This window comes from Gammaproteobacteria bacterium, from assembly GCA_016199745.1.
Lineage (GTDB): Bacteria > Pseudomonadota > Gammaproteobacteria > Acidiferrobacterales > Sulfurifustaceae > JACQFZ01.
Window position 1 is genome coordinate 264,164 of sequence record JACQFZ010000022.1, and the last position, 18,021, is coordinate 282,184.

Here is an 18,021-nt window from a genome sequence, read left to right on the forward strand (position 1 = left end):
TGACAAGTCAACGGTCGGTGGGGATGGTTTTCTAAGCCGCGCTCGTAGTCCCCATATTTTTTCCGGTTTGTCTTAACTTCTTCGTACCAGCAAGTCGCTGAGTTTATGGTATTGCCGCCGCCTTCCAGCCGCCGCCGAGTGCCTTGATGAGCAGAACGCTGGCGATAAGTTGGCGGCCCAAGATCTCTGTCTGGGTGCGTTCGTTGTTAAGCGCCGCCGTTTGCACGGCGACGACGTCGAGATAGCTCACGGTCCCTGCCTTGTATTGATTAGTAATGATGGCCAAGGATTCATGCGCGCTTTTTACCGCCTCGTCCTGTACCTGCGCTTCCTGCTGAAGAATTCGCAATGCCGCTAAATTGTCTTCGACCTCTTTGAATCCATTGAGCACCGCTTGGCGATAGACCGCAACGCTGGCATCGTAGGCGGCGATCGCTTGATCGGTTTGGGAACGTCGTAGACCGCCATCGAACAGGGTTTGCGCTAGCGCCGGTCCGATCGACCAGAAGCGATTGGGTAAGCTGATCCAATCGGCGACGCCCGTATCTTGGTAACCCCCGGTAGCGTTGAGAGTAAGCGACGGAAAGTACGCCGCCTTCGCCACGCCGATTTGGGCGTTGGCGGCGGCGACTCGTCGTTCGGCGGCGGCGATGTCGGGTCGGCGTTCGAGCAGCTCGGACGGTAAACCAACGGGGATAGCAGGTTGCGCCATCGTTGCTGCTGTCGGCGCTAGGGAGAACGCCGAAGGCGGTTTGCCGATCAGTAGCGCGATGGCGTGTTCAAGCTGCGCGCGCTGCACGCCGAGATCGATCGCCTGTGCTTGCGTCGTCTTGAGCAGCGTTTGTGCCTGAATTACGTCGGCTCTGGATACGACACCGGCGGCGTACTGGTTGTTGGCGAGTTGCAGCGATCTTTCATAGGCGGCGACCGTGTCATCCAACAATTTCTGTTGAGCGTCGATGATGCGCAACTGAAAATAACTTTGCGCCAGCGTCGCTTGTGCCAAGAGTCGCACCGCCTCCAGATCCGCGGCGCTGGCAAGGGCGCCGGCCTCGTTGGCTTCTACCGTGCGCTGTACCCGTCCCCAAACGTCTGCCTCCCAGATGACGTTGAGATTCAAGGTGTCGGTGGTGACCGGTTCGATCGCCGTTGATGATGTACTCGAGGAGGACGTTCGGGTATCCGGGGATTTTGTCCGGGTCCTCGACACTCCGCTCGTGACCGTCGGAAAGAAACTGGCGCGCGCTGCCGGCACTAACGCCGCCGCTTGCCGAAATTGTGCCGCCGCCTGCGCGAGATTTTGGTTGGAAATATTGACCTGCTGCTCGAGCGAATTCAGCAGCGGATCGCCGAACATCTCCCACCAGTTGCCGCGAAGCTCGTGGTCGCGCGGTTCGGCTTGTTTCCAACCTTGCATCTCCTTAAATGCTGTCGGCGCTTCTTGCTCGGGCCGTTTGTAATCGGGGCCGACGGCACATGCCGAAAGACTGATGAGCGCGATCACCGGAATAAATTTTTTTCTTAAGTCGGCTAATGTCATTGGATCTCCACAGGGATGGGTCGCATGCCGGAGTTAGCGGTCGATACCCGACACTGGATCGAGGCTGGCGTTGTCAGTACGGCGCGCGCCGATGCGCCGGCACCAAAGACGAAACCGGTCAAGATATAGATAAACCACCGGCGTCGTATAAAGCGTCAGCAGTTGGCTCACGAGCAGGCCGCCGACAACCGAGACGCCCAACGGACGCCGCAGCTCGGCGCCTTCGCCGAAACCGATGGCCAGGGGTAGTGCGCCCAATAGCGCCGCCAGCGTCGTCATCATGATCGGCCGGAACCGTAGCAGGCACGCCTGCAGTATGGCCGCTTCCGGACTCTTGCCTTCTTTGCGTTCGGCCTCGAGCGCGAAGTCGATCATCATGATGGCGTTTTTCTTGACGATACCGATCAGCATGATGACGCCGATCAGCCCGATCAGATCGAAGTGAATGCCGAGAACGAGCAACGCGAGCAGGGCGCCGACACCGGCCGACGGCAGTGTTGAGAGAATGGTGATGGGATGCACGTAGCTTTCGTAGAGAACGCCGAGCACGATATAAAGCGTTATCAGCGCCGCCAGAATCAACCACACTTGGTTTCGTTGCGACTCTTGGAAAACGCGCGCCGTGCCTTGAAAGCCGCCTTGCAGCGACGCCGGCGCGTCGATGCGAGCCATGGCGGAGTTAATTTCAGCGACGGCGGCGCTCAGCGATCCTTTTAACGGAAGGTTGAAGGAAATTGTCGCCGCCGGTAGCTGGCCTTGATGATTGACCGCCAGCGCCGTGGTCGTCGTTTCGTAACGACTAAAGCTGGAAAGCGGCACGGGCGTACCGGCGGAATTGCGCACATAGGTGTCGCGCAACGCTTCGGGATGTTGCTGGTACGGCGGTGCGACTTCCATGACGACGTAGTATTGATTGCGCGCGGCGTAAATCGTCGATACGTGTCGTTGTCCGAACGAGCTCTGCAGTGTCGTGTCGATCATCTTCGGCGTGATGCCCAAGCGCGCGGCGGTGGAGCGATCGATAACGACCTGCGTCTGCAGGCCAGCCACGTATTGGTCAGTGTTGACGTCGGCCAGTTGCGGCACTTGCTTCAGCGCCTGTTCCAGCCGCGGTATCCACGCGCGTAGCTCGTCCAAATTATCGCTTTGCAGCGAGTACTGATACATGGCGCCGCTCTGCCGTCCGCCGCTGCCGAAGTCCGACACCGCCCGCAAGAATAGCTTCGCTCCCGGCTCCTGCGCGAGCTTATCGCGCAAGCGGGTAATGACTTCTTCCGCTGACGCGTCGCGCTGGTTGAGCGGTTTAAGCGAGATGAACATCGATCCGGTATTACGTTGGCCGCCGCCGGTGTTGCTGACGACGGTGTCGACCGCCGGATCGGTGCGGACGATGTCGCTGAAGTTCGTTAGTTTCTGCCGCATCGCCTGGAACGAAATACTCTGATCGGCCACGATCGAGCCGCTGATGCGGCCGGTATCCTGCGCCGGCAAAAATCCTTTGGGGACGATCACGTAGAGATATACGTTCAAACAGACGGTCGCCAACAGTAACGCCATAATGAAGCGTCCATGTTGCAGCGCCCAGGTGAGGCTCTCTTGGTAGCGACGTAGCATCCAATCGAAGCCACGTTCGAAGACCGCGAACGTTCGGCTCTGTGGACGGGTGGTATCGTGCCGCCGCAATCGTGCACACATCATCGGCGTCGTCGTCAGTGACATGACAAGCGACACCAGCACGGCGGCTGTCACCGTTACGGCAGCAACGCGAAGAAACCGGCCGGGAATACCAGCCATGAACAAGATCGGAATAAATACGGCGATCAACGACAGGCTCATGGATAGCACGGTAAAGCCGACCTCGCGAGCGCCGCGCAGTGCCGCCGGCAGCGGCGACATGCCGTGCTCGATGTGGCGCAGTGTATTTTCGAGTACGACGATGGCGTCGTCGACGACGAAGCCGGACGCGATAGTGAGCGCCATCAACGACACGATGTCCAAGCTGTAGCCGCACAAATACAATACGCCGAACGTCGCAATCAATGATACCGGTACGACCACGCTCGGAATAAGTGCCGCGCGCGGATTGCGCAGGAACAAAAACACCACCAGCACTACCAGTGCGACGGCAATCACCAGCGTGCGTTCAGTGTCGAGCAGCGATGCGCGAATCGTCGGCGTGCGGTCCATGGTGACGGACAGATCGATAGCACGCGGAATCGATGCCCGCAGCTGCGGTAACAATGCCCGGACTTGCTCGACCGTTTCGATAATGTTGGCACCGGGTTGTCGGTGCACGAACAACAGCACCGACGGCTTGCCATTAGTAGTTGCGTCGTTGCGGATATCCTCCACCGAATCGGTGACCTCGGCGATGTCGGACAATCGAACCGGTGCCTGCTCGCGGTGGGTGAGGATAAGCGAACGATAGTCGTCCGCCACTTGCGCTTGGTCGCGCGCGTAGATTTGCCAATGGCGGTCGTGACCTTCGATCGATCCTTTCGGACGACGCGGGTTGGCGGCGGCGATGGCGTTTCCGACTTCATCGATGCCGATGCCGTATTTATTGAGCGCGAACGGATTTAACTCGACGCGTACCGCCGGAAGCGAAGCGCCGCTGACGACGACTTGGCCGACACCCGACACTTGCGACAGCTTTTGCGCAACGATGGTGGAAGCGGCGTCGTACAGCTGGCCGCGGTTCAAGAAGTCCGAGGCCATCGTCAGGATCATCACCGGGGCGTCGGCCGGATTGACCTTGCGGTAGATCGGATTGTGCGGCAGGTTCGACGGCAGCTGACTGCGCGCGGCATTGATTGCCGCCTGAACGTCGCGCGCGGCGCCGTCGATATCGCGCTCGAGGTCGAACTGCAACACCACACGCGTCGCGCCGAGCGAGCTCGACGAGGTTATTTCGTTCACCCCGGCGATACGCCCCAGTTGCCGTTCGAGCGGCGTGGCAACAGTCGCCGCCATGGTTTCGGGGCTGGCGCCCGGCAAGTTGGCGGTCACGGCGATTGTCGGGATATCGACCTGCGGCAACGGCGAGACCGGCAATTGGCTCATGGCGACCAAGCCCAGCAGGCCCAGGGCGATGGTGAGCAAAGTCGTCGCCACCGGCCGGCGAATGAACGGAGCGGAAATATTCATCGCCGAATCACGACGCCTCGCTTTCCCAAGCGGCGCCGGCCGCTACATCGCGCTTCGAGGCGAAACGCCGCGCCAATCGGTCGAACGCGAGATAGATGACCGGGGTTGTGAACAAGGTCAGCACCTGACTGACGATCAGTCCACCGACGATGGTCACGCCCAACGGATGGCGCAGTTCCGAGCCGACGCCGGTGCCCAACATTAATGGCAACGCGCCGAGTAATGCCGCCATCGTCGTCATCATGATCGGTCGAAAACGCAACAAACTCGCTTCGAAGATCGCCACGCGTGGCGATTTGTTTTCTTTGCGCTCGGCCTCGAGCGCGAAATCGATCATCATGATCGCGTTTTTCTTGACGATGCCGATCAGCAGCAAGATGCCGATGACGGCGATCACGTCCAGCTCCAGGCCGGCCAGCATCAGCGCCAGTAGCGCGCCGATCCCGGCCGACGGTAACGTCGACAGAATAGTGATCGGATGGATATAACTTTCGTACAACACGCCGAGAACGATATAGACCGTTACGATCGCCGCCAGGATCAGCAACAGCTCATTCGATAGCGCCGAACGAAACGCCTGCGCCGCGCCTTGGAAACTGGTGTGCATGCTCGGCGGTAGCGCCAGGGTTCGTTGCGCCGCTTCGATCGCGTGCACCGCGTCGCCGAGCGCGGCGCCCGGAGCGAGGTTGAAGGAAATGGTTGCCGCCGGGAATTGTCCGAGGTGGTTCGTGACCAAGGATGCCGGTTGTTCGGAAATTTTCGTGATCGACGCCAGTGGCACTTGCGTGCCTTCGGCGGATTTCACATAGATGTCCTGCAGTGCGTCTAGGCCTTTTTGGAATTCCGGCTTGGCTTCCAGCACCACGCGGTACTGGTTGGTTTGAGTAAAGATTGTCGATACTAGGCGTTGGCCGAAGGCGTTGTAGAGCGCGTTGTCGATATCGGCCGTGGTAATTCCGAGGCGCGAGGCGGAGTCGCGATCGATATCGATGTAGGCTTGCAGCCCTTGATCTTGCAGATCGGCGGTAACGTACTGCAACTGCGGAAGTTGTTGCAGCCGTTCGACCAGCCGCGGCACCCATTGACTCAATTGCCCGGGGTCGGCATCTTCGACCATGAATTGATACTGCGTGCGGCTGACACGGGTTTCGATCGTCAGGTCCTGCACCGGCTGCATGAACAACGAAATCCCGGCGACATTCGCCGCCCGTTGTTGCAACCGCCGCATCACTTCCGTCACCGACGCGCCACGGCGTTTTGCCAACGGTTTGAGATTGATCAGCAAGCGACCGCTATTCAACGTGCTGTTAGTGCCATCGACGCCGATGAACGACGATAGGCTCGCCACCGCCGGTTCCTGGAGAATCGCTTGCGCCAGGGCTTGCTGGCGTTCAGCCATCGCGCTAAAGGAAACCGACGGCGGTGCTTCGGTCATACCTTGAATCGCGCCGGTATCTTGCAGTGGAAAAAATCCTTTGGGTACGAGTATGTAAAGCAACACCGTGAGCACCAGCGTACTGATGGTGACGCCCAACGTTAGACCTTGGTGGTCCAGCACCCACGTGAGCATGCGTCCATAACGCTCGATAGCGCTGTCAAACAAACGGCCGGTAGTGCGATAGAAATTGCTTTGCTGAGATTCCGGCTTATGGCGCAGCAGCCTGGCGCACATCATCGGCGTCAACGTCAGCGACACGACGGCGGAGATAAGAATCGTTACCGCCAGCGTAATCGCAAATTCGCGGAACAGCCGGCCGACGACGTCGCCCATGAACAACAGCGGTATCAGTACAGCGATGAGCGATACCGTGAGCGATACGATGGTGAAGCTAATTTGTTTCGCGCCCTTGAGCGCCGCTTGCAACGGCGACGCGCCGGCCTCGATATGGCGCGAGATGTTCTCGATCATGACGATGGCGTCATCGACCACGAAGCCGGTGGCGATGGTGAGCGCCATCAACGACAGGTTGTTGACGCTGAATCCTGCCAGGTACATCACCCCGAAAGTACCCACCAGCGACAGCGGCACGGCCACGCTCGGAATGTAGGTCGCGGCCGCGTTTCGCAGAAACAGAAAAATCACCAGTACCACCAGCGCCACCGCGAACGCGAGCTCGAACTGCACGTCCTTGACCGATGCGCGAATAGTGGTGGTGCGGTCGGTCAACACCGCAACGTCGATGGTTGCCGGCAAATGCGTCTGTAGTTGCGGCAACTGCCGTTTGATGCGGTCGACCACGTCGATGACGTTGGCGCCCGGTTGCCGTTGAATATTGAGAATGACGGCCGGCACTTGGTTCATCCACGCGGCGAGCCGAACGTTCTCGGCGGCGTCGACGATGTCGGCGACATCGCTGAGATAGATCGGTGCGCCATTGCGATAAGCGACGACTAGCGATCGGTACTCGGCGGCCGATTTAAGTTGATCGTTGGCGTCGATGGTGTAGGCCCGGCTCGGACCGTCGAAGCTGCCCTTGGGTTGATTGACGTTGCCATTGCCGATGGCAGTGCGGACGTCTTCAAGATTGAGGCCGTAGGCGGCCAATGCCGTCGGATTGGCTTGTACCCGCACCGCCGGTCGTTGACCGCCGCTGATGCTGACTAGGCCAACGCCGGTGAGCTGCGAGATTTTTTGCGCCAAGCGCGTGTCGGCCAAATCTTGGACTCGCGTTAACGGCAGCGTTTTCGACGTCAACGCCAGCGTCATGATCGGCGCGTCGGCTGGGTTCACCTTGCTGTAGATCGGCGGGCTCGGCAGATCGAACGGCAGAAACGTGCTGGCGGCGTTGATCGCTGCCTGCACTTCCTGCTCGGCCACGTCCAGACTCAGCTTGAGGGTGAACTGTAGTGTGATCACCGACGCGCCGGCGGAGCTGGCCGAGGACATTTGTGTCAGCCCGGGCATTTGTCCGAATTGACGCTCGAGCGGTGCGGTGATCGACGACGTGATCACGTCGGGACTGGCGCCTGGATAAAGCGTAACGATCTGGATCGTCGGGTAATCCACTTCCGGCAACGCCGAAATCGGTAACAGCCGATAAGCGAGAATACCGGTCAGCAGAATTGCGATCATCAACAGCGTGGTCGCCACCGGACGCAAAATAAAGGGACGCGAAATATTCATGAGGCCGGCGCGGTTTGTTAGTGATCGGTGTTGTTATGGCGAGCCGGTCGCGGTACCGGAAAGCTCGACCGCTGTTCCGTCGCGCAACTTGTCGGTGCCGTCGACAACGACCAGGTCGCCTGGTGCGATGCCGCTGGTAACGGCGACACGGTTGACATCGACCGGGCCCAGGCTTACCGGTTGAACTTTAACCGTGTGATCCGTCTGTACCCGGTAGACGAACGACGCTTCGCCGTTGCGTTTGACGGCTGCTGTCGGAATTAGGGTGGCATTGTTCAAGGTGTTGAGCAGTAGGCGAACGTTCACGAACTGGTTGGGAAAGAGAACGGTGTTGCTGTTGTCGTTGTTGAACTGTGCCTTCAGCTTGATCGTGCCGCTACTGACATCGATTTGATTGTCGACCGTCAGCAATTGGCCGGTAGCTAGCTTGATGGTGCGATCGCGGCTATACGCCTCGACCGGCAATACTGCGCCGGCCTGCAGGCGCTGCATCAACGCCGGCACATTGTCTTCTGGGATACTGAAAATAACCGTGATCGGATTGAGTTGGGTGATAACGACCAGCCCGTCTTGATCGTTGGCATGGACCATGTTGCCGGGATCGACCTTGCGCAGTCCCACGCGTCCGCCGAGCGGTGCGGTCACGCGGGTGTAGGACAGTTGCAACTTGGCGTTGTCCACTTGCGCACGATCGGCTTTGACGGTGCCTTCGTACTGTTGCACCAGCGCTTCTTGGGTATCGAGCTGTTGCTTGGCGATGGAGTCCTGTTTGTACAAATCGCGATAGCGTTCGACGTCGAGCTGAGCATTTCGAAGCAACGCTTGATCGCGATCCATTTGTCCCTGTGCCTGCGCGAGTTGTACCTCCAACGGACGTGGATCGATCTCGGCTAGCAGATCGCCGGGGTTGACCGTTTGGCCTTCGCGGAAGAGCACCTTGATCAATTGTCCATCAACGCGCGGCCTGATAGTCACCGAGTTGATAGCGGTGACGCTGCCCAGCGCGTTGAGCGTGATCTTGAGATCGCCGGTTTGTGCCGCCGCCGCTGTAACCGCGATCGGCTGTGAAACGTTGGCTGCCGGCCCCGCTGTCCGCAACGCCCGGCGGTGATGCCGCAACAGGCCGATCGATATCAGCAGCGCCAACGACAGAACCAGCAACACCGCCCACAACTTGTGTCGCCGTAGCCATTGGGGGAAATTTCCGTTCGGCGGCGATGCGTTGGGGGTATCGCCGGCCGCGGTTTTCGCGGGAGAGTCATTCTTCGTAGGAGGGGAATTGATCTCTGCTCGGCGACCGGTAGCGGGCGAAAGCTGTACGGATTTCCGGCCGCGCGCATCGGCGCTGTCCCTGCGTCGTTCCAAAATCATGTCGCTTCTCCCGAGGTATCGGTGATGGGTGGCGCACGAGCGATCACCCAGGTGGCTCATATCAACCCTCGAACGTGTCGGGCGTGTGTCTGTACAGTGGATTTTTGCAACAGCGTGTATCGGCGTTCGCTTTAGATACATGCGGATACAAAAGAGTGGGCGATACCGACCGAAATCGGCTATAAAACGCCACTATGGAACGACCTGACCATATTTTGGTTGTCGACGACGACGTCGAAATTCGCGAGTTGTTGACCGAATACCTACAGAAGAACGGTTTCGCCGTGACCGCCGCCGGCGACGGCCGGCAAATGCGCGCGGCCCTCGCGGTCACCCCGGTCGACTTGATCGTGCTCGATTTGATGTTGCCCGGCGAAGACGGGTTGATGTTGTGCCGCGATCTGCGGGCGACCGGAGCGAGTGCCGTGCCGATCCTCATGCTCACCGCCCGCGGCGAAGAGACCGACCGCATTGTCGGCTTGGAGATGGGCGCCGACGATTACTTGGCGAAGCCGTTTGCCGCGCGCGAGCTGTTGGCGCGTATACGCACGGTACTGCGCCGAACGCGCATGCTTCCGCCCAATCTCCGATCCAGCGAGCCGGCACGTTGGTTTGCGTTCGGCGAGTGGATGTTGGATACGACTGCGCGGCATTTGCTCGACGCCACCGGCACGGTGATCTCGCTCAGCGGTGCCGAGTATCGATTGTTACGCGTGTTCCTCGACCATCCACAGCGGGTGTTGAACCGCGATCAGTTGTTAAACCTGACACAGGGCCGGGAAGCGGATATCTTCGATCGATCGATCGATCTGCTAGTGAGCCGTTTGCGGCAGCGTCTGGGAGACGGCGCGCGTGAGCCGCGCTACATCAAGACGGTGCGCAATGAAGGCTATGTGTTTGCCGCGGTCGTTGAAGCGCGTAAGGATGGCCGGTGAGGTTGCTTACCTTAGGACGTCTATGGCCGCGCTCGTTGTTCGGGCGCTTGGCCTTGATCTTATTCCTGGGTCTTGCAGTCGCGCATGTGCTTTCGTTCTGGCTCATATTGCATGAGCGAGCGGAAGTGGCGCGTGCGGTATTGTTATCCAACTTTTCCAAAGACCTCGCGACCACCGTCGCCGTCCTCGAACACGTGCCGGCGGCCGAGCGCGCCGAGTGGCTGACACGGTTCGAGCGCAGGAGTTACCGGTACTTCTTGGGCCCGTTGCCGAAGGGCCGGCCGGCGCAATCGGAGTTGGCGAACGAGCTAGTGGTCGCAACCGCAAGCACATTGGCCGATGGTTACCGCGTTACCGCGACCGAACCACCGAACGCGGTCGATACGGCGCAGCTACGCTTGCACGTCAACTTGGCGGACGGCACGCCGCTCACGGTTGAGTTGCTATCGCCGCGCCGCGAGATCGTCGCCTGGATGCCGCTGGTGCTATTGCTACAGCTGGCGTTGTTGGCCGTTTTTACCTGGGTCGCGGTTCGCTTGGCGACGCGTCCACTAACGCAACTGGCGGACGCGGCCGATGCGCTCGGGCCCGATCTGCGCGGCAACCCGTTGCCCGAGGGGGGGCCGTGGGAAGTCGCGCGGGCAGCGGCGGCGTTCAACGCCATGCAGCGCCGTATTACCGATCACCTAGCCGAGCGCTTGCAAATCCTGGCGGCGGTTTCGCACGATTTGCAAACGCCGATCACGCGCATGCGCTTACGCGCCGACCTGTCGGACAACACCGCATTGCGCGACAAACTGCACAGCGATTTGAATGTCATGCAGGCGCTGGTAGAAGAGGGGCTGGCTTATGCGCGCAGCGCGCACGCGGTCACCGAAGCCTCTTGTCGCATCGACTTGAACGCGCTACTGGATAGTCTCGTTTGTGATTATGCCGACGCCGGTCGGTCGGTTCATCTCAGCGGCCGCTGCAACGGTCCACTGGTAACGCGTCCGCACACATTACGGCGGATCATCGGCAATCTCGTCGACAACGCCCTCAAGTTTGCAAAAGCAGCGGAGATTACCATCGGCACCGAGTCATCCGGTCGTATTGTTATCGCGATACTCGACCGCGGACCCGGGATCCCAGCGGCCGAGCTGAAAGCGGTATTGCGGCCGTTTTATCGACTCGAAAGTTCGCGTAGTCGCGAAACCGGTGGTACCGGTCTCGGACTTGCGGTCGCACAGCAGTTGACGCTCGCGTTAGGAGGATCGTTGGATCTTTCGAACCGAGACGGCGGCGGGCTCGAAGCGCGCCTATCGTTACCGCCGACCATTTGATTAGAAATGCCACACGCCGCCGACAAGCACGGACAAGGTTTTGTCGTCGACGGCAATTGGGCTGTCGGCGACACCGGAACCGAAGCGGGTCAAGCCGACGCTACCGATCAGCGACCAATCGCGTGCTAGCCGAAAACGCGCCATGGCACCCACCCGCAGATTAACCGCGCTCTTGCCTTGATACTCGGGGCGGGCCGCGGTCGCTTCGTTCGATCTGACTCCGTAATAGTAGTTGACCACTTCAGCACTGAGCCATTCGGCAGACAACGTCGGCGTAAGGCTCCAGCGATCGTTTAAGCGCAACGGATGCGACAACGTCAAGGTGGCGGAGTCGCCGTCGCTTTTATTGGAAACATCGGTGTAATAGGCGGCAGCGACAGTCAGCGGCCGGGTGATCCACTGACCGTTAACGCCGGCCTCGATCGACGTATCGCGTTGCTCCATGCCGGCAAGCTCATCGACCGTATCCGGGTCATAGGTGCCCCGGGCCTTCACCACCAGGCCCAAGCGCGCGTTGCGGTCATCGTTCTTCAGCAACCACACGCCGCCGCGAGCCGCTTGCCAATAAAGAGTGTCCCGGTATGAGACCGAGATCAGCGGCACCAGCGTTTTGCGGGTGTCGCCTATCACGCGTTGTGCGCGTACGACGCCGATGCCTAGATGTCCGCGCCAATCGGCGGCGCTTGGGCTCACGTCTGATGCTGCCGGCGGATCGACATACAGCTGATCCAATTCTGTGGCAACGTCTTGCGCGAATACCGACGTGCTGAACGCACCGGCAACGGCGAGAACGCAACGGATGACGGTCGGTGCTAGCGCTCGTATGGTTTCGGTTGGCGGTTGGGTGACGTTGCTGAGCGATTTATGCGACGTATTCATTGTTGTCCCTGGTTCCAATCATTTTGTTGTTCCGCGCGCGCATCAACAGATATTCCGAGTGGCGCGCGCTGCAGTAGCGCCGGTGTTTTACTATCCGGTGGCCTGTTGCAGTTGGTTTTTACAAGCCGGCGTTAGCTGCGATTGCTTGCTTTTTAAACACTGCGCCATGCGACCGCCACCGGGGGCGATGTTGGCGCAGTGCGTAGCAATATCGTTTTGACAAGCGTGCGATACTTCATCGATTTTCTTTTGCCGTGCTTGTCTGAATTGTTGGCACGCCGATGACAGCTCCGCGGCATGTTGCGTCAAGCATTGTGCTATCCGGTGGTCGCCGGGCTTTACGTCATGACAGAATTTCTTGGCGTCGTCCCGACAGGGGTTGTTGCCGGCGGCGAAAGCACCGCCGATCCATAGATTCGACACGAGCAAAAGACTGAGGGAAAAGAATTTGGACAAGCGCACGGCTATCTCCTGCAGTTGATATTGTAAAATGAACGGCGGCGGTACAGGGGCAGTAACTCGCCGCATCATATTGGTTCCAACCGGCCTCGTTCGTGAAGCTGTACGATCGTACAGTTCCATTGTCCACTGGCTCATCAAAAAAATGAACGTTAGGTAATAACGGTGCGACCTAACATAGGCGTATTGATTACTTACCCATGCATTCAATATGGGGCAGGGTTATAAGTAGTTGCACCAACATTATTCGAAATTGAGCAGGGAGGGCCGGTGGCTTCTGCAAAAACGGCGCCGTGCCTGCCATATGGTGCCCGGCAAGATTATTGCGGGGTTGCCGATAGCGGCGGGGCGCGCGACCTCATTATTACTAAACCCGAGGTCGATGTATGGGACAGGATTGAGCGGCATCCGCCGCCGTGGCACGAAGACGGATACCTTATCGATTTGGCGCAAACGGATTCCGAGCGGGCCGAGATATATCGGCTACGAGCCAGGGTGTTTTGCCAGGAACTCGGTTGAGCTCGTGGCGACGCGAGTGGAATGGAGCGGGATGAATTCGACCTGAATTGCACGCATCTTGCGGTCTTTGCGCCGACGCGGGCGCTTATAGTGACCGTTCGTATTGCCGCCGCTCTACAACCGTGGATGCTCGACCGGTGTTTCTAGAGGCTCGTACCGGCGCACGGCGATGTGCTGCAGCGCGCGCACTAACGAGATCTCTCGGTTGGCGCCGGATCTGCGAGTACGAAACCGCCGCGTGTCTGCAGGATTTTTCGTCGCCGATCTAATTTATAAGTCGTTGTTTAATTTTTGCCTGCTTCACGACGTTCGCTTCAGTTGCGCGGTTGTGTCGTTAGCCATGTGGCGGCATATGCACATGAGAGGTTTATTCTGCACGCCGGTGGGCGGCTTCCGACGCGTGGAAGATGGGCATGAAGCGAGCTTGGTGAGAATCGATTGGCAATCTTTCCTGGTGAGGAGCCGTTGGTATAACCCCAGCTTGCTGAAGTGGTACACCACCTGCGGCGACTAGCCGTGCGTCTGAAAGTTTCGTGCGGAAATAGCCGCCCGCATCACAGGCATACTTCTGTATGACTAGCCGTATACCCGAAAGGGGATAGTATCGCACCTATTGGTGATATGCGGATATCGGACGTTCGTACGATTGTTCAACTCGAAGCGATAGTTGAAAATTTTTCTGTCATCGAGTGATGCAATGATTGCATCACTATGAAGCAAAAAGGGTGGCTGTGATGTCGCCCTTTGTCAGGGAGTGGTGCATGGAAGAGGTTTATTCTTTAACGAAGTGCGATTTGCAGAGCTTACTTGCATTGGTGGATGGTTGTCTGCGTGCCCATACCGTTGCCGAGCTTGTACCGTTGCTCGATTTGCTCCAGCGCGTGATTCCGTTCGAGCGTGCAACTATTTGCATCGTTTCGTCGTCCTCGCTCGATTCGGATTTCTTTCGAAGTGTCGTTAATCACAGCTACGACCGAAGTTGGGTCGATGCATATCTGGCAAACGGTTACCAAACGGTCGATCCGGTTATCCAGGAAGCATTGCGGCGCAATCGCCCGGTCTCGTGGGATTCGGCGTTCAATTCGGTGCGGGTACCAAACGTACGCAGCAGTAGATTCTTCGAGGAAGCTACCGAGTATGGATTGATAAACGGCGTGACCTGCTTATCGGACAGAGATGACGCCTGTAATCGAACGTTGTTATCGCTGTCGTTGCCATCGGATATCGGCGCGCAACGTTTTGCCCCGATTATCCAGACCGCCGTTGCCCATTTGCACGATGCGTTGACGCGCATCAATCAAGGCGAGGACGGCGTCCGGACCGTGCGTCACGATGCGCCGGTCGCGCTCACATTACGCGAATCGGAAGTGTTGAAGTGGGCAAGCAACGGCAAGACGTGCTGGGAGATTGCCAAGATACTCAATATCTCCGAGCGCACCGTGAAATTTCATTTCGGCAATGCGTTCGTCAAATTGAACGTCGTTAATCGCTCGCAGGCGGTCGCCAAGGCGCTATATCTCGGTTTGATGTCGCACTGACGTAGCCCTCCGCGCTACTCGTTGAGCAGGCTGACGGTGGTCGGCAAGTTCAACGTCGACAGCGCCCGCGTCTAATCGCCATCGAATGTCGCCGTCTACCGTTGTGGCGATGCCGTGTCGTTCATAAGACCGAAACGAGCGATCGTCTTCCGGCGACCGTTTTATATCCCGCCTATTTTTTTTCACATGCGCGAATGTTGTCACTGCCTGTTCGAAGATACAGGTTTCGTGCGCGTCGCATTCTTGCAGAATGTCGGCACCGAGTGTTGTTGCATGAAGGGTGATTGATGCCGCACCCATGGATTGGTCAACCCAGGGACTGGACATAATTGCAATGCTGATACTTCGATTTGATTTTGCAGCACAACGGCTTTGGTTGGTTGGAGTCGGCTGATGGAAGCCGCAATCCTTGGCGAACGCACAGATGTTGAAGAAACGGAATATGTTCATCGTTTCGTCGGCGACCGCGCGGCTACGATCGTCGACGTGTTGCAACGGCGGGCGCGGCACAGTGCTGGCGATGTCGCGCTAACTTTTTTACGAAACGGCATTGACGATGTCGTCTCCTGGACCTACGCCGATCTTGCGCAGCGTGCGTCGAGCATTGCCGCAGCGTTCACCGAGATTGGCATCGCCGGTAAGCGCGTCGTTCTGCTCTATGAGCCGGGTCTTGAGTATGTCGCCGCGTTTTTCGCTGTACTACAAGCGGGTGCGATCGCGGTTCCGTCGTTTACGCCGGCCGGCACGCGCGGGTTCGAGCGTATCGTGGCAATTATCAACGATGCAACGCCAGACGTTATCTTGAGTACCGGGCGCATGCGCGCGGCCGTGGATCGCTTACGTCAGCGCGGCAAAGCGGGCGATTTTCACTGGATTGCCACCGACGAGTTGACGTCACCGGCGGCGATCGAATTTTCGTCAGCGGCCTCCACGCAAGCGCTGGCGTTACTTCAGTACACCTCCGGTTCGACCGGTAATCCCAAGGGCGTGATGATCGATCACGCCAACCTCATGAGTAACTGCGCGACGCTGGCCCAGTGGATGGGGCCGGTCAACGGCTGGATGGGGTGCACGTGGTTGCCGCCGTATCACGATATGGGCTTGATGGGCGGAATTCTGCAGCCGATTTATGCCGGATTTCCGGTCGTCATTTTGGCGCCCGCGCATTTCGTACAAAACCCAGCGCGTTGGTTACGGGCAATAACCCAGTATCGCGTGACCACCACGGTGGCGCCAAACTTCGCGCTGGACCTGTGTTCGACCAGTATCGGCGACGACGAGCTCGAGGAAATCGATTTGTCGTCGCTCAATAATGTATTTTGCGGTGCCGAGCCGATACGGGTGAGCACGCTGCAGAACTTTTATCGCCGATTCGCGCGCTGTGGTTTCCGTTATGAAGCATTTAATCCCTGTTACGGGCTGGCGGAAGCGACGCTTTTTGTTTCCGGCAAGCCGGCGAATACGGCGCCGACGGGTTGTTGCTTGGATCAGCAAGCACTGGATGCCAATCGCGTTTCCGAAATTGCGATGGACAATTCGCGCGCACGTGTACTGATCGGTTGCGGCACGGTCGCCGAACGGCATCAGCTGCGCATTGTCGATCCGTTGAGCCTGCAGCCAATCGACGCAGAGCATATCGGTGAGATTTGGGTCGCTGGGCCGAACGTAGCGCAGGGTTATTGGCAACGCGAGCCGGAGACGCGGGCGAGCTTTGGCGCGGTATTGAGCGGCGACGACGATCGTACGTATCTTCGCACCGGCGATCTGGGCTTCATGCGCGACGGCGAGCTGTTCGTCACCGGTCGTCTCAAGGATGTCATCATCATCGCCGGCCGGAATCATTATCCGCAAGACATCGAGCTTACTGCACAGAACGCACACACCGATCTGCGCACGAATGGTGTTGTTGCCTTCGGCATCGATAGTGAGCAAGGCGAGGCGCTGGTGATCGTGGCCGAGGTGCGTCGTTTCAGTAAACGTTCGCCGGTAGATGTCGGTGCAGTGCGGGAAGCGATCGTGCGCGAGGTGGCGGCGATGCACGGCGTGCGGCCGCAGGCGGTGCATGTCGGCTCCGTCGGTACCGTTCCGACGACCACCAGCGGCAAGGTGCAACGACGTTTGTGCCGGCAAATGTATTTGAATGCAACGTTGCCGGTGTTGCCGGCGCTATCCGCCAAGGAAGAGCTTCGCCATGTCGACGCCTGACGTTAAATACAAGCAACACGCTGTGGTGAGCGAGCATACGAGTGGACTCGAGCGCCGATTGGCGTACCTGACCGTCGGTGTCCCCGCCATCGGCTTTGTCGCCGCGGTCAGTATCGCTGCGGTCGCGGGCGTGACCTGGTTGGAGCTCGGCTTGCTGCTCGGCATGTATTTCGCCACCGCCTGCGGTGTCGAGGCCGGGCTGCACCGATTCTTTTCGCATCGGGCGTTTCGCGCCGGCCCGGTGCTGACGGCGCTGCTCGCTATCCTCGGCTCTATGGCAGCGCAGGGCCCGGTTTTGTTCTGGACGGCAACCCATCGGGCGCACCATGCCTTCACCGATAAGCCGGGTGATCCGCACTCACCGTTGTTGCACGGGCCGGGTTTCATGGGGAAATTACGCGGCCTATGGCATTCGCATATCGGCTGGCTGTTTTCGCTCAACCATAAAGACTGGATCAAGTACGTGCCGGACCTCATTCGCGATCCGTTCGTGTTTCGTCTCAATCAGTATTACTTCCTGTGGGTCGTGCTGGGTTTGCTAATTCCGGCGTTGCTCGGCGGAATCATCGGCCGAACCTGGCAGGGCGCCGGCATGGGATTTCTTTGGGGCGGCTTGGTGCGCATTTTTTTGCTCGACCAAGCCACTTGGGGCGTGAACTCGTTGGCGCATTTGTTCGGTAGCCGGCCGCACGCGACGCGCGATAACAGTCGCAATCTTGCCTGGCTCGCGCCGTTTTCCGTCGGTGGCTCATGGCACAACAATCACCACGCTTATCCAACCTCGGCGCGCAACGATCAGAAGATTTGGCAGATCGATCCGGCCGGTTGGTTTATCGAGCTAATGGCGGTGCTCGGTTTGGCATGGGATGTCAAACGCTATTCTGCGGCGCGTCCTACGAAGGCAACCCCTTCGAGAGAGCAGAAGTGATATCGATTTTAGTCGTTCTGCCAATGCCGACGTTCCTGAAAGCGTTGACGTTTT

General features: G+C 58.8%; 12 protein-coding genes. 6 read left to right on the forward strand and 6 right to left on the reverse strand.

Annotated elements, in window-relative coordinates; genetic code table 11:
* Positions 1-103 precede the first annotated feature (103 nt).
* The 4 genes from HY308_06230 to HY308_06245 are packed head-to-tail and all read right to left on the reverse strand — an operon-like array spanning position 104 to position 9,182.
* A complete protein-coding gene (locus HY308_06230; protein MBI3897877.1) occupies positions 104-1,540 on the reverse strand; it encodes an efflux transporter outer membrane subunit in 1,437 nt (478 codons plus the stop codon).
* Between the two features lie 33 nt (positions 1,541-1,573).
* The gene (locus tag HY308_06235; GenBank protein ID MBI3897878.1) at positions 1,574-4,687 is read right to left on the reverse strand and encodes a multidrug efflux RND transporter permease subunit; all 3,114 of its coding nucleotides are present in this window, start codon (positions 4,685-4,687) and stop codon (positions 1,574-1,576) included.
* A 7-nt stretch (positions 4,688-4,694) separates the two neighbouring features.
* A complete protein-coding gene (locus HY308_06240; GenBank protein MBI3897879.1) occupies positions 4,695-7,811 on the reverse strand; it encodes an MdtB/MuxB family multidrug efflux RND transporter permease subunit in 3,117 nt (1,038 codons plus the stop codon).
* Between the two features lie 33 nt (positions 7,812-7,844).
* A complete protein-coding gene (locus tag HY308_06245) occupies positions 7,845-9,182 on the reverse strand; it encodes an MdtA/MuxA family multidrug efflux RND transporter periplasmic adaptor subunit (protein MBI3897880.1) in 1,338 nt (445 codons plus the stop codon).
* A gap of 194 nt (positions 9,183-9,376) precedes the next feature.
* On the opposite strand from HY308_06245, the gene HY308_06250 reads away from it, so the two are divergent.
* Both HY308_06250 and HY308_06255 read left to right on the forward strand, forming a co-directional pair.
* Positions 9,377-10,117 carry a response regulator gene (locus HY308_06250; protein MBI3897881.1) on the forward strand — a complete coding sequence of 247 codons (741 nt, stop codon included), beginning with the start codon at positions 9,377-9,379 and terminating at the stop codon, positions 10,115-10,117.
* The gene (locus HY308_06255; GenBank protein ID MBI3897882.1) at positions 10,114-11,439 is read left to right on the forward strand and encodes a HAMP domain-containing histidine kinase; all 1,326 of its coding nucleotides are present in this window, start codon (positions 10,114-10,116) and stop codon (positions 11,437-11,439) included. Before HY308_06250 ends, HY308_06255 begins: the two co-directional genes overlap by 4 nt.
* Here the strand turns inward: HY308_06255 and HY308_06260 are convergent, their stop codons facing one another.
* Entirely contained in the window at positions 11,440-12,318 is an 879-nt protein-coding gene (locus HY308_06260) for a MipA/OmpV family protein (GenBank protein MBI3897883.1), read from the reverse strand.
* A 90-nt stretch (positions 12,319-12,408) separates the two neighbouring features.
* Positions 12,409-12,780 (reverse strand): hypothetical protein, encoded by a 372-nt coding sequence (locus HY308_06265; protein MBI3897884.1) that lies wholly within the window; start codon positions 12,778-12,780, stop codon positions 12,409-12,411.
* 267 nt (positions 12,781-13,047) lie between these two features.
* On the opposite strand from HY308_06265, the gene HY308_06270 reads away from it, so the two are divergent.
* The 4 genes from HY308_06270 to HY308_06285 all read left to right on the forward strand — a co-directional run bounded on the left by HY308_06270 (position 13,048) and on the right by HY308_06285 (position 17,967).
* A complete protein-coding gene (locus HY308_06270) occupies positions 13,048-13,296 on the forward strand; it encodes a hypothetical protein (protein MBI3897885.1) in 249 nt (82 codons plus the stop codon).
* A 761-nt stretch (positions 13,297-14,057) separates the two neighbouring features.
* On the forward strand, positions 14,058-14,834 hold the full coding sequence (locus HY308_06275; protein ID MBI3897886.1) for a LuxR family transcriptional regulator: 777 nt from the start codon (positions 14,058-14,060) through the stop codon (positions 14,832-14,834).
* 393 nt (positions 14,835-15,227) lie between these two features.
* Positions 15,228-17,039: a fatty acyl-AMP ligase gene (locus HY308_06280; protein MBI3897887.1), complete on the forward strand. Its 1,812-nt coding sequence runs from the start codon at positions 15,228-15,230 to the stop codon at positions 17,037-17,039.
* On the forward strand, positions 17,026-17,967 hold the full coding sequence (locus HY308_06285; protein ID MBI3897888.1) for an acyl-CoA desaturase: 942 nt from the start codon (positions 17,026-17,028) through the stop codon (positions 17,965-17,967). The genes HY308_06280 and HY308_06285 overlap by 14 nt, the downstream gene beginning before the upstream one ends.
* The last annotated feature ends 54 nt before the right edge of the window (positions 17,968-18,021 follow it).